The organism is Bacteroides fragilis NCTC 9343, assembly GCF_000025985.1.
Classification (GTDB): Bacteria; Bacteroidota; Bacteroidia; order Bacteroidales; family Bacteroidaceae; genus Bacteroides; species Bacteroides fragilis.
The window spans coordinates 2,936,438-2,949,325 of the sequence record NC_003228.3; the positions used below are offsets into that span (position 1 = coordinate 2,936,438).

Below are 12,888 nucleotides of genomic sequence, written 5' to 3' on the forward strand. Positions count from 1 at the left end.
CTTTCTCTATCCTATCAGTCAGTCATTACTCCGCCATCCACTTCGCAATCGCTCCCACCAGTTCGTCATTCTCTTCCGGTGTCTGGGTGGCAATGCGGAAGAAACGTTCGTCCAGCCCTTCGAAGTTGGAAGCATCCCGAATCAGAATCCCTTCTTCACGGGCCAGATATTCCTTTAAAGCAGCAGCTTTTCCGAAACGCAGGCACACCAGCATAAAGTGAGTATCGGTAGGCCAGACCTCTAACCCGCCTATCGCCTCAAGCGAACTTTTCAGGCGGGCACATTCCGCCAGATAATCTTTCATGGAGAGACCGGCCGGGATGCCTTCGGAAAGCAGGTAGAGTCCTGCTTCGATGGCAAGCTGATTGACCGACCAGGGCATCCGGTTCGTACGCAGACGCCCTATCAGTCCGGGATGCGCAGTGACATACCCCAACCGAAGTCCCGGAATGGCATAGCGTTTGGTCATCGAATGTAGAAGGATCACATTGGGAAATCCGGCAGCTTCCTGCGCCGTAAAAAGCTCTTTCAGCGTGAAATACTCGTATGACTGATCGATCACGAAACAGACCCGGGGATGCTTTGCGATCAGTTCCGTCAGATACTTCTTATCACGCACCTCTCCGGTCGGGTTGTTCGGATTGCAAAGCCAGACCATACGCACGTCCTCCGGCACTGCATCGAGTGTGTACAGCGATGTGACCTTGTGCCCATGCATGCGGCAGGCATCGGCATACTCACTAAACGTAGGCATCAGAATGGCCGTGTTCGTTCCCCGAAAGGTCTGCGCTATCAGATAAATGGCTTCCGTAGCACCATTCGTCACGCAAACCGAAGCGGCAGGCAGAGCGTGGCGGTCCGCCAGACGGGCCTCCAGCGTATAAGGTTCCGGTTCGGGATAAGCGGATATGGCAGAGATGCGCCCGCACAAATGTGCACGCAGTCCGTCGAGGTTCACCTTATTATATACGTTGGAACTGAAATTGCTCCGTATCGGGTGGCGGTATTTATAAGAATCGTCTCCGTGTCCTTCAATCATTGTCTGTCAATATTTGATAGATAAGCGGCAAGTCGACGTGCTTACGGACATGGGCTGCCAGTTTATCGTATTGTTCTTCTTTAAATGCTTTGTAATCAAAAGCCGTCTCTTTCAGTTTATCGGCGAAAGGCTCCAGCAGGTAATCGATAACTGAAGGATTGTCGAGAATGCCATGTACGTATGTTCCCATGCAGGTGCGGTCTACAAAATACCCATCCTCCCTTCCGTCCGCCAGATGGTTGAGTGGAGAAACAGGAACATCCGCAAGGGGCGTGGTCGTTCCCATGTGTATTTCGTATCCTTCGCAGACAGCGCTGTCTTCAAGAAAACGAAACCGTACCTGGCGGGTAACCTTCTCTCCCTGCATGCGGGTGCTGACAGGCAGTAACCCCAATCCCGGCAAGCGTTCTATCTCGCCTTCCACATGATCGGGATCGCAAACCTCCCTACCCATCAGTTGGTAACCTCCACAAATGCCCATTACCGTGGCACCTTCGCGGTGAGCACGGACGATGGCCTGCGCCACTCCGTTGCGGCGCAACTCATACAGATCGGACAAAGTGCTTTTCGAACCGGGCAACAGGATGATATCCGCTTTCATCAACTCGTCCGTATTGTTGGTGTAGAACAGGTGTACACGCGGATCGCGCTCCAAGACATTGAAGTCGGTGAAATTGCTTAAATGACGAAGCAACACGACAGCCACATTCACTTTGCCTTGTCCGGCACGGATATTCTTGGTCTGAAGCATCACCGAGTCTTCTTCCTCAATATAGATATCTTTATAGTAGGGCACCACCCCAACCACCGGAACACCACAAAGATCTTCCAGCATCTTTACCCCCGACTCGAAAAGGCGGATATCTCCACGGAATTTATTAATCAATATCCCCTTGATATGCTTCCGCTCTTCCGGCCGAAGCAGCATCACCGAACCGTAAACACTGGCAAACACTCCTCCACGGTCTATATCAGCCACGAGAATCACATCTGCCCCGGCATGCATGGCCATGGGCAGATTCACCAGATCGCTGTCACGAAGATTGATCTCGGAGATACTCCCCGCTCCCTCCATCACTACCGGATTATATCGGGCAGCCAAACGGTCGAATGCGGCATGAACCTCTTTTCGCAATTCCTCCCGCCCTTCACGGCGGAAATATTCGTAAGCATTCCGATTGCCGATGGGACGTCCGTTGAGCACCACCTGTGAAGTATGATCGGACGATGGTTTCAGAAGCAACGGGTTCATATCCGTATGGCAAGGCACACCTGCGGCCTCGGCCTGCACGGCTTGCGCCCTTCCTATTTCAAGTCCTTCGGGAGTGGCATAAGAGTTCAATGCCATGTTTTGTGCTTTGAATGGTGCCGGATGATAACCGTCTTGCAGAAATATACGGCAGAAAGCTGCGGCAATGATGCTTTTGCCTACATCGCTACCGGTTCCGGCCAGCATCAAAGGGTGTAAGTTCTTATTCATATCGTGTTTGTCACGTTAATGGGCGACAAACTTAGTGAAAATATTCGGGGAGAGCAAGTGGGCGTATCAAAAACTCACCACAGAGAGCACAGAGTAACACAGAGAGGGGGTATGTCGAAACTCGTATTCACAACAGATTTATACAGATAAGTATCATTAGTTATCAACAGATTAAGTTTGCTCCATGGAACTCTGTGTCACTCTGTGGTGGATAATGACACATCTCCAATCCATGCAGTGTGCCTCCATGCGGAAGTTATAACAGTCTCAACTTTCTTGTCACATTCTTTGCTATTCCCACAAGATTCTTTATCTTTGTCACTTGAAAGCCGAAGAGAAATGCGGCATATTGAAACGTTTTGTGCGGAAAGAAAAGTACCAAATTTAATTAATGCATAAAAACAAGAACTTCAATAAATCAGTTTCATACGTGCGACGTAGGGTCGGGCGTGTGAACATATTTATGAAGTTCTAGGTATTGGTACTACCTCTTTCCGCGTAAATATGAACTCAGCGCCCGACTTCTTATATATATAAGGTATACATAAGGATGTGGACGTTCATAATAATCAGAAAGGTATGAACAGACCAATCAAAGAAGTAACAAGGAGGGGCAGGCATGGCTAACTGGATAACCCTCAAACAACTGTCGGAGAAACGCGGTATTGCCGAATCCGACCTCCGCACATGGGCAAACTTGGGATATATCGCTTCATCGAGGATAGAGAACGTCCTAATGATTGATGACGAAAGCCTGACCCAATATCTTGATGTTCACCAGACCAAAGATTTAGGTGAGAACTATCTGGAAAAGATTATCAAAGAAAAGGAACTGGAACGTGAAGTACTCCTCTCACAATGTGACGACGAACTATTTCTATTGAAAACCCAGAAACTACACCAACCGCTTTTTCATATCCTCATTCAGGAACTCGGCCAGTTGATTACAGACGATCATGAACGGGAAATATTCCTTTCCGTCTCCAGTGGCGAACCCATCGCACGGGTGGCGAAACGTAACAAAATGACGTATGCACAAGTGGCGACTTGCTATAGTTCCATCCTCCGGACTCTGGGTGAACATAAGGGACGAATCGCCACATTTCGCAGTCGGACGATGGAACTGATGTTCGATAAATGCAATACGGTCACACCCGTAAATACTCCCCTATCAAACCTTGTCGGCGCGCATGCCTATAATGTTTTATATGGAGAGATGGGATTCAGGACAGTACGCGACCTTCTACAATACGCCACCCAGAACGGATGGCAAAGCCTGAGACGCTTCAAGGGTATGGGACTGGTTACGTATAAGAGTGTGATGAACGCACTAAGGGATGCCAACTTCATCATTGTCCGCAAAGACGGAAACATCGAGCTGTCACCAGAGATCGCTGCACTGGTAATATAAAAAAGATAGAACCGAGTATCCCGAAGGGAATTGAAACAGATACAAAATACCCTTTTATCAAAATGATAATCCAAACGCTTCAGATTCGCTTTTTCCCGTACAAAGTACCAAGGATGGGCTAAAATCGCCGTATTTTCGCATCAAGAAAATACCGTTAGAGACCAATACATCAATTACGAGGACAAAAGGATACCTACTTTGCATTATCGTTTAACAACAGAAACAAAAACCAATAAAATATCACATTTTTATCAATCATCAACCTATCACTCTACGAGAGCAACCAGAGAAATAGGATCACTGTTTTCACTCCCAAATAAGAACAATATATGTAATGGAAGAAAACATATAGAGATATTGGGCAAAACTCTTATTCATTTTTGAAAAACACAACCGTCTTTCGGAGTAAATGCTTACTTCTTTTGGTCGAAATATCGGCTCTTCGAAGTGAAAACACAGACTCTTCCCCTTCCCAAGCCCGGTTTTCCGGGCAAAGAAGCAGAAAGTTCCGGGACATTCTCCCCTATATGGGTAAGAAAACAAAAAGGGATAGTTAGCAGAAAATGCCATTACCTGTCTTTTTGATCCAGAAAACATTTTATAAGGTACCAATTTGACAAACGAATATGTTATAATGAACTTCACCACAGATTACGCTGATTTACACAGATAAATATCATTCGCTATCAATTAATTTATTATCTTTGTATTTGTACTAAAAGAAACAAGATGTATTATGAAAGAGCCTGAAAAATACAAGCAACCAGAAGAGGAAACCACCCGACTGTCCGAGCCGACAGTAGCTTACAATAGTATGGCTTATCTCGAATTAGAAGCAGAAAAAGCAGAACTGATCCGGACTATTGCCAACATAGACAGTAAAGAAATCATCGATAAAGTGAAACAGAAACTTCACGATGTACTCGGTTTGAAAGAAAAAACTGTTGTTAAAAAAACAGTCCCTTGCCAACTCACAGAAGATGAAATTAAAGAAGAAATAGAACAAGCAATAGATGAAATACAACAAGGACAAACAATCAGTAGCCAAGAAATGCACACTACTTTTAAACACTATCTATTATGATGAAGATAGCATGGACAATTCGAGCACAAAAAAGAGTTATTGAAATTCTAGAATACAGCCAACAAGAGTTTGGCAACAAAGCAGCCGATCGCCTGGCAAGAACCATTGAGCAAAAAACGTTGCAATTAATCAATAACCCATTCCGAGGACCTGTAGAACTGATACTTGCCAAAGAAAAACAGATTAGCTGCCGATATTTACTCGTAAATCCTTATAAAATTATATATTATGTAGACGAAAAGGAAGAAACCATATTCATCGTAACTTTGTTTCATACACACCAACATCCTTCTAAGTTGAACAGAGAAGTCGGATTATAAAGACGGCATTCCTTTTATCTTCTGAACAAACCTCCCCCCTCGTCTGTTACAAGGACTCATAAACCTAAACCGTAACAGACGTATGGAAAAAAAGAAAATACCCGTCGCACTGATGATAGCGGCAGGAATGCTCTTATACAACAACACCGTCGCGGCGCAGAGCCTCCCTCCCACGCAGGAAACTTCGCAACATCAGCTTAGCTTTAACGAGGCGCTGCAACTGCTGCACAAAGGCAACCAAAGCCTGAAGATAGCCGACAAAGGCATCGACATAGCCCGTGCCGAACGTGGGAAGCTGAATGCTTTCTGGATGCCCAGCCTGCAATCGACCGGAGCATTTGTACACCTTTCGGAGAAGATAGAAGTGAAGCAACCGCTTTCTCAATTCACCGATCCGGCCAAAGACTTCGTACATTCCATCTTGCCGGACGATAAAATCATATCGTCCATACTCGATCAAATCGGAACGAACACCCTCATCTTTCCGTTGGCACCGCGCAACCTGACCACTGTCGACCTGACCGCCGAATGGGTATTGTTCGCCGGAGGCAAACGTATTCATGCCACTAAGATAGGCAATACGATGATAGACCTTGCCCGTGAGAACCGGGCACAGACCGATGCCACCCAACGAACACTGCTTGCCGAAAGCTACTACGGATTGCGCCTGGCACAAGAAATTGTCGGTGTCCGCCTGGAATCGTACAAAGCACTGAAGCTGCATTACGAGAACGCATTGAAACTGGAGTCCACCGGTATGATAGATAAAGCGGCACGCCTCTTTGCCCAAGTCAACATGGACGAAGCACTGCGTGAACTGGAAGCCGCCCGCAAGGAAGAGGCCGTGGTGCAACGCACCCTCAAGACCTTGCTGAATCTGGAGACGAGCGGAGACATCTCACCTTCCTCTCCCTTGTTTATCAACGATACTCTTCCTCCGAAGATGGAGTTTATGCAGGTAGTGGGCATCAGCAACTATCTGCTCAACCAACTGAGTCTTCAAGAACACATGGCCAAGCAGCAGGTCCGCATCGACCAGAGTGGCTATCTGCCCAATATCGCTCTTTTCGGCAAACAAACTCTTTATTCACATGGCATACAGAGCAACCTGTTGCCCCGCACCATGATCGGGGTAGGCTTCACCTGGAACCTTTTCGACGGACTGGAACGGGAGAAGCGAATCCGGCAATCACGCCTGACACAACAAACCCTTGCACTGGGACAGGAGAAAGCGCGTGACGACCTGTCCGTCGGGGTAGACAAACTATACACCGGCCTGCAAAAGGCACTCGACAACGTACGGGCGCTGAACACCACCATCGAACTGAGTGAAGAACTGGTACGGATGCGGAAAAAAGCCTTCGCCGAAGGAATGGCCACTTCGACAGAGGTAGTAGACGCAGAAACCTTACTTTCGAAAACAAAAGTAGCCAGACTGGCGGCCTACTACGAATATGACGTGACGCTGATGAATCTGCTGGCACTGTGCGGAATACCGGAACAGTTCGGAAGCATGAAGGACGTCACCTCTCTTCCCATTACGGAGAACAGAAGAAATGAAATAGAAATCGAATGAACGGAGTAACCAATAAAACAATAATAAGAGATGGAGAATTCAGAATCTAAAAAAGGCAGAACCTTAAGTATCGCATTCATCGTTGTACTTGTGGCAGTAGCACTCTTCACCGTCATCGGAATGATTGCCATGCGCCACCAGCCTCTCGTCTTGCAAGGGCAGGCCGAAGCTACCGAGATTCGCATCAGCGGCAAACTGCCGGGACGCATCGACACCTTCCTGGTTGAAGAAGGCCAGTGGGTGAAACAAGGAGATACGCTGGTAGTCATCAACAGTCCGACTGTAGAGGCCAAGTATCGCCAGGTGGACGCATTGAAACAAGTAGCCGTAGAACAGAACAAGAAGATTGACGCCGGAACCCGCAAGCAGATCATAGCTACGGCGCAGCAATTATGGAACAAAACTCAAAGCGACCTGACATTGGCACGGACAACGTACAACCGTATTCTCACTTTATATAAGGACAGTGTAGTCACTTCTCAACGTAAAGATGAAGTGGAAGCCATGTACAAAGCCGCACAAGCGGCCGAACGGGCTGCTTACGAGCAATATCAAATGGCTGTAGACGGAGCGCAAAGTGAAGATAAAGCCTCGGCCCGCTCGATGGTCAATGCGGCCAACAGCACGGTTGATGAAGTTTCATCACTCCTGGTGGATGCCCGCCTGATCGCACCGGAAGATGGACAAATAGCAACCATCTTTCCTAAACGGGGCGAACTTGTCGCACCGGGCACTCCGATCATGAACCTGGTGGTGATGGATGATATACACGTGGTACTGAACGTAAGGGAAGACCTGATGCCGGACTTCCGCATGGGAGGTACATTCATTGGGGATGTGCCCGCCCTGGCCCAAAAAGGAATTGGGTTCAAGATATATTATATCAGTCCGCTGGGTAGTTTTGCTACCTGGAAATCGACCAAGCAAACGGGCAGCTATGATTTACAGACATTCGAAATCCATGCTCGTCCCACCAAAAAAGTGGAGGGGCTGCGTCCGGGAATGTCAGTACTGGTAGAAATCAAATAGAGAAATGAATACGATTCACCACAGAAGACACAGAGACTCACAGAGTTTTAATCTCTTGTTTACAGGATGTTTAAGAGAAAAGATATTCTCTGTGGGACTCTGTGCTACCCTGTGGTAAATCAAAACTCAAAGACAATCTAATTATGCAACACTCCCCTATACCCCGTGTCATACAACGTGAGTGGCAACGGATGACCTCTCGACGCCTCTACTTCGGTGTCTGCCTGGTACTTCCGTTGTTCACGCTCTTTTTCATGGCTACCATATTCGGCAACGGGCAGATGGAAAATATCCCCATCGGCATTGTCGACCGGGACAACACGGCCACTTCGAGAGATATTACCCGGCGGATGTCTGCCGTACCCACCTTCCGGGTAACCCGCCACTTCGTTGACGAAGCCGAGGCACGCAAAGCGGTACAGCAGAAAGAAATATATGGTTATCTCTCGATCCCTCCCCGCTTTGAACAGGATATGATATCGGGGCAGGACGCCACTCTGAACTATTATTATCACTATGCCCTGCTCTCGGTGGGAGGTGAGTTGATGGCCGCCTTCGAAAGCTCGCTCGCACCCGTAGCTCTCTCCCCCATCGTGATGAAAGCTGTGGCGCTGGGAGTGAACGAACAGCAGATAGAAACCTTTCTGCTCCCCGTGCAAGCCAACAATCATCCCATTTATAACCCGTCGCTGGATTACTCGGTCTACCTGAGCCAGCCTTTCTTTTTTGTACTCTTTCAGGTGTTGGTACTGCTTATCACGGTATATGCCGTAGGAAGCGAAATAAAGTTCGGTACAGCCGGTCAATGGTTGCAGGCGGCGGGCGGCGACATCACGGTTGCCGTTACGGGCAAGCTGTTGCCTTATACGCTTATCTTCAGCCTGATCGGTATATTGGGCAACTTTGTCATGTTTGGCATCCTGCATATACCTTTTCAAGGGAGTTGGCTGCTGCTCAACGTCATGACAGTGCTCTTTATCATTGCCACCCAGGCACTGGCATTGTTCATCTTCTCCCTGTTCCCTGCCGTGGCAATCATCATCAGTATCGTATCCATGGTCGGCTCGCTGGGAGCTACTTTATCCGGTGTCACCTTTCCGGTACTCAACATGTATCCGTTGGTGCGCGACGCCTCTTATCTGTTTCCGGTGCGCCATTACACCGAAATTACACAAACCATGCTCTACTATGGCGGCGGATTTATCCACCTATGGCCTTCGGCAGTGATACTCTGTATCTTCCCGTTATTGGCGTTGGCGATGCTTCCGCACCTCAGACGAGCCATAATCAGTCGTAAATATGAAAACATCCGGTAAACTTTCGCAGATTTCCTTTATCATCGCACGTGAGTTTCGTGCCATCAGCACCAGCTATGCCGTACTGTTGGTACTGATGGGAGGTATCTTTGTTTATGGGTTGCTCTATAACTATATGTATGCTCCCAATATCGTGACCGACGCTCCGGTGGCAGTGGTCGACAACTCGCACAGCAGCCTTAGCCGGCAATACATCCGTTGGCTCGACGCCACGCCGCAAGTAGCCGTATACGCACAAGCTATGGACTATCGGGAAGCCCGCGAATGGATGAAAGAGGGCAAGGTACAAGGCATTCTGTACATTCCGCATGATTTTGAGACCCGTGTCTTCCAGGGACGCGAGGCTGTATTCTCACTATACGCCACCACAGACGCCTTTCTCTATTTTGAAGCGCTGCAAGAAGCCACTTCACGTGTATACCTTGCCATCAACGATGCCCATCGCATGGACGGTGCCGTATTCCTCCCCCCGCAGGGACTGCTTGCCGTGGCCATGGCCAAGCCCGTAAACGTGGCCGGCACCGCACTCTATAACCACACCGAGGGGTATGGTTCTTATCTGATTCCGGCTGTCATGATGGTCATTATCTTCCAGACCTTATTGATGGTTATCGGTATGCTGACGGGTGACGAGTATCAGCACCGCGCTACAGAACCGTTGCTTCCGGGGGGCAGAACAGCGGATAAAAGCGGACTATGGGGAGGGGCAATGCGTCTCGTTGCCGGAAAGACTTTTGTGTACTGCGGACTTTATACGGTCTTCTCCATGTTCTTATTGGGATTATTACCCCACTTCTTCAGCATTCCCAATATCGGAAACGGACTGTACATTACCGCTATGATGGTACCTTATCTGATGGCGACCTCTTTCTTCGGGCTGGCAGCCTCGCGTTACTTCACCGATTCGGAAGCTCCGCTGCTGATGATCGCTTTCTTCTCGGTAGGCTTGATTTTCCTGTCCGGAGTCTCCTACCCGCTGGAACTGATGCCATGGTATTGGCGCATGGCACATTACATCCTCCCGGCCGCACCCGCCACGCTTGCTTTCGTCAAGCTAAACTCGATGGGAGCCGATATGGCAGACATACAGCCGGAATACATTACACTGTGGATACAGGTGATCGTCTATTTCGGGCTCAGCGTGTGGGTATACAAGAAAAAGCTGGAAGCGTGAACCAGAAGCGTGAACCCTTCCCCAACTCGGAGATTACGCCAATGTGTCCGCCCATCTTCTCGATAATGCTTTTGCACAGGGGAAGCCCCAACCCGGTACCTTGTACAAAACTGTCCACTTTCATAAAGCGGTCGAAAACAGCTTCCTGATTTTCAATGGAAATACCGATACCTGTATCTTCTACGAACATTTCAAGTTGCTGCCGGGCATCGATCCGATAGCCGACAGTGATGGTGCCTCGATGCGTAAACTTAATCGCATTGCTCATAAAGTTGGTAACCACCTGATTCAGATATCCGCTGTCGGCACTGAACCAGGCATCGAGCGGTGAGTCCTCGTCAATCTGCAGTTCGACTCCTTCGGACACCTTGTTCCTCATCTTCTGCACCATCATGGCACAGAACTGATAAAGGCAGACAGGTTTCGGCGTATACTCAAACGATCCCGCATCGATCTTTGAAAGATCGATGATATCCGAAAACAATTGCAGAAGCAATGTATTGTTTTTCTGTATGGTCCGGCGGAACTCTTCCTGCTCTGCCGGATCGTCAACCGTCATCAGAAGATCGGAGAAGCCTACAATGGCATTCAGCGGCGTACGTATTTCATGACTGATGTTTGCCAGGAAAGCAGACTTCAGCCGATTGGACTCTTCCGCCTTGTCCCGTGCGGCCCGAAGCTCCGCTTCCGTCTCTTTCTGGACTGTTATATCATAGTTCACCTCTACCAGTTCCAACCGTGGATTGGGTGACTGATAGGCAGTCACCATAGAAGACTTGTGTATCCAGTTCCACCGATCCGAACCATCTGCCGGACGAATACGCAGATCACCGTCAAAGAAGCGTTCCGTACCCGCTTTCGCCTTTTCATAAAAATCGAGCACTGACTTACGGTCATCAGGATGCATGTGTGAAAAGATACCGATAATGTCCGCCAAAGGTGTATCATGGCTTTCTCCCAGATTACGATACCACTGGCGGACGGCGAATCCGGTGTGATCCAGCAGATTGATTTTGGCATACCCCACTTTGGAATAATCAGAGATAATAGAGAAGAAGTTCTCAAAGTCGTGCACCTTACTCAGCGCATTGTTGCGCTCCGTATTATCGATATTGACCAACAGGTAGTTTGACAGGTTGTCTTCCGCATCATAAAGCATCAGGCTCCGTATGTCGAGATCCATCACCCCTCTTCGCTCCGACTGAAAAAGCCTGCGTTCTTCATCGAAATCGTATTTCAGATGGAATGTACCGGGACGGCCTGCCCGAAGGCTTTCATGTATATCCCGGGTCATATTGGGACTTTCAAACAGGTTCAGTCCGATGATCCGGCTCTTATCGCCGACACCGAATATCTCGAGGTTGCGGTTATTGCAGTCCAGCAACACACCTTCCTTATTATATAGTTCGAGACCCACCGGAATATTGGTGAATATATCGTGAAACAATTTCTCGCTGTGCATCACCCGCTCTTTGATGATGCGCAGCTCCATGCAGATACTAATGATATTTGCCAGCGAAGAGAACCATTGATAATCTTCACTGTTCCACTTCCGGTATCCGTCTACGATGTCGATACCCATATATCCCCATACCCCTTCCTCACGCATCAGAGGTGCCAGCATCATCGAGTTTGTCCCGTTTTCGGCCAGTACTTCGCGATCACGCACGGCAAGCGGAGGCAGTTCGTCGGGTGAGTTCAAAATAACGGGACGATTAGCATGTATCTGCTGATAGAACCAGGGAGCATCTTCCGAACAGATATTCTGTAGTTTCTCTTTCAGGGTGATCACGTTACAGGCCGCCACTTCATAAAGGCAGCTTTGATTTCCGTTTTTCCAGTTGTAGCGCACGATGTAGACCCGGGCACCTTTAAAGAAGTACAGAATGTCAGCCAGCATTTCTTCAAACAATTCGTCACCGGTATCATTACTCAAAAGTTTCAGGAGCGAGTTGGCAATGGAGTTCTGGCAATAGAGCAAATTGTTGATGCGCTGATTCCATGCACATTGATAACCTTGTGTCTCCGGACTCTCTATCCGCTGGCCATATCCGGTGGCAATCAATTGCCCTTCTTCATTCTCCTCCTCCATGCTCAACGCACAATGTATCCAGAATACATTACCGCGACCGGAAGTCACAGGAAAGGTCTGTTCGAACACCCCCTTCCGAGGTATGGAGGTAAACTCATCCGTAATGCGCTTACGATAATCCTGTCGTACGGTAGACATCAACTCGTCAATGTCTAACCATTCACTACTGACTTCCAATGATTTAAGCAGGGTTTCCGAAATAAAACACTTTCCTGTAGTGAAGTTCACTTCCCACCATCCGATCTGTGCCGAAGCACAAATCCTGTTTAGTTTGGCTATGTCGCCCAAAGGATTTTTACTAATCATCATGTTTGCTTTGTTTTGGAAGGGAAACAGTTACTGCCCGAGTGTTTTCACTTCGTTTTTA

10 protein-coding genes are annotated in these 12,888 nt (G+C 48.3%); 7 read left to right on the plus strand and 3 right to left on the minus strand.

The features are described 5' to 3' along the window. Positions 1-25: 25 nt before the first annotated feature. Both cobD and BF9343_RS12000 read right to left on the minus strand, forming a co-directional pair. Positions 26-1,039: a threonine-phosphate decarboxylase CobD gene (cobD, locus tag BF9343_RS11995; protein ID WP_010993042.1), complete on the minus strand. Its 1,014-nt coding sequence runs from the start codon at positions 1,037-1,039 to the stop codon at positions 26-28. After that, on the minus strand, positions 1,032-2,519 hold the full coding sequence (locus BF9343_RS12000; protein WP_005787973.1) for a cobyric acid synthase: 1,488 nt from the start codon (positions 2,517-2,519) through the stop codon (positions 1,032-1,034). Before BF9343_RS12000 ends, cobD begins: the two co-directional genes overlap by 8 nt. 619 nt (positions 2,520-3,138) lie before the next feature. On the opposite strand from BF9343_RS12000, the gene BF9343_RS12005 reads away from it, so the two are divergent. From BF9343_RS12005 to BF9343_RS12040, 7 genes are all read left to right on the plus strand, one after another. Next, positions 3,139-3,930 (plus strand): hypothetical protein, encoded by a 792-nt coding sequence (locus tag BF9343_RS12005; protein WP_010993043.1) that lies wholly within the window; start codon positions 3,139-3,141, stop codon positions 3,928-3,930. A gap of 736 nt (positions 3,931-4,666) precedes the next feature. Beyond that, the gene (locus BF9343_RS12015) at positions 4,667-5,014 is read left to right on the plus strand and encodes a hypothetical protein (RefSeq protein ID WP_005793606.1); all 348 of its coding nucleotides are present in this window, start codon (positions 4,667-4,669) and stop codon (positions 5,012-5,014) included. Beyond that, positions 5,011-5,334 (plus strand): type II toxin-antitoxin system RelE/ParE family toxin, encoded by a 324-nt coding sequence (locus BF9343_RS12020; RefSeq protein WP_005793605.1) that lies wholly within the window; start codon positions 5,011-5,013, stop codon positions 5,332-5,334. Before BF9343_RS12015 ends, BF9343_RS12020 begins: the two co-directional genes overlap by 4 nt. Positions 5,335-5,461: 127 nt before the next feature. After that, positions 5,462-6,910, plus strand: a complete 1,449-nt coding sequence (locus tag BF9343_RS12025; protein WP_371325557.1) for a TolC family protein — start codon at positions 5,462-5,464, stop codon at positions 6,908-6,910. A 30-nt stretch (positions 6,911-6,940) separates the two neighbouring features. Further along, positions 6,941-7,939, plus strand: a complete 999-nt coding sequence (locus BF9343_RS12030; RefSeq protein WP_005777960.1) for an HlyD family secretion protein — start codon at positions 6,941-6,943, stop codon at positions 7,937-7,939. 143 nt (positions 7,940-8,082) lie between these two features. Beyond that, a complete protein-coding gene (locus BF9343_RS12035) occupies positions 8,083-9,255 on the plus strand; it encodes an ABC transporter permease (RefSeq protein WP_041926229.1) in 1,173 nt (390 codons plus the stop codon). Next, positions 9,239-10,429: an ABC transporter permease gene (locus BF9343_RS12040; RefSeq protein WP_005803622.1), complete on the plus strand. Its 1,191-nt coding sequence runs from the start codon at positions 9,239-9,241 to the stop codon at positions 10,427-10,429. The genes BF9343_RS12035 and BF9343_RS12040 overlap by 17 nt, the downstream gene beginning before the upstream one ends. On the opposite strand, the gene BF9343_RS12045 is transcribed toward BF9343_RS12040, so the two are convergent. Next, positions 10,392-12,830 carry a sensor histidine kinase gene (locus tag BF9343_RS12045; protein WP_010993046.1) on the minus strand — a complete coding sequence of 813 codons (2,439 nt, stop codon included), beginning with the start codon at positions 12,828-12,830 and terminating at the stop codon, positions 10,392-10,394. The two genes, BF9343_RS12040 and BF9343_RS12045, sit on opposite strands and share 38 nt — an antisense overlap. Positions 12,831-12,888 lie beyond the last annotated feature (58 nt).

Bases quoted from the DNA above. Each gene is read 5' to 3' on its own strand.
- BF9343_RS12015 (WP_005793606.1), top strand. From the start codon at position 4,667: ATGAAAGAGCCTGAAAAATACAAGCAACCAGAAGAGGAAACCACCCGA.
- BF9343_RS12035 (WP_041926229.1), top strand. From the start codon at position 8,083: ATGCAACACTCCCCTATACCCCGTGTCATACAACGTGAGTGGCAACGG.
- BF9343_RS12040 (WP_005803622.1), top strand. From the start codon at position 9,239: ATGAAAACATCCGGTAAACTTTCGCAGATTTCCTTTATCATCGCACGT.
- BF9343_RS12030 (WP_005777960.1), top strand. From the start codon at position 6,941: ATGGAGAATTCAGAATCTAAAAAAGGCAGAACCTTAAGTATCGCATTC.
- BF9343_RS12000 (WP_005787973.1), bottom strand. From the start codon at position 2,519: ATGAATAAGAACTTACACCCTTTGATGCTGGCCGGAACCGGTAGCGAT.
- BF9343_RS12045 (WP_010993046.1), bottom strand. From the start codon at position 12,830: ATGATGATTAGTAAAAATCCTTTGGGCGACATAGCCAAACTAAACAGG.
- BF9343_RS12025 (WP_371325557.1), top strand. From the start codon at position 5,462: ATGCTCTTATACAACAACACCGTCGCGGCGCAGAGCCTCCCTCCCACG.
- cobD (WP_010993042.1), bottom strand. From the start codon at position 1,039: ATGATTGAAGGACACGGAGACGATTCTTATAAATACCGCCACCCGATA.
- BF9343_RS12005 (WP_010993043.1), top strand. From the start codon at position 3,139: ATGGCTAACTGGATAACCCTCAAACAACTGTCGGAGAAACGCGGTATT.
- BF9343_RS12020 (WP_005793605.1), top strand. From the start codon at position 5,011: ATGATGAAGATAGCATGGACAATTCGAGCACAAAAAAGAGTTATTGAA.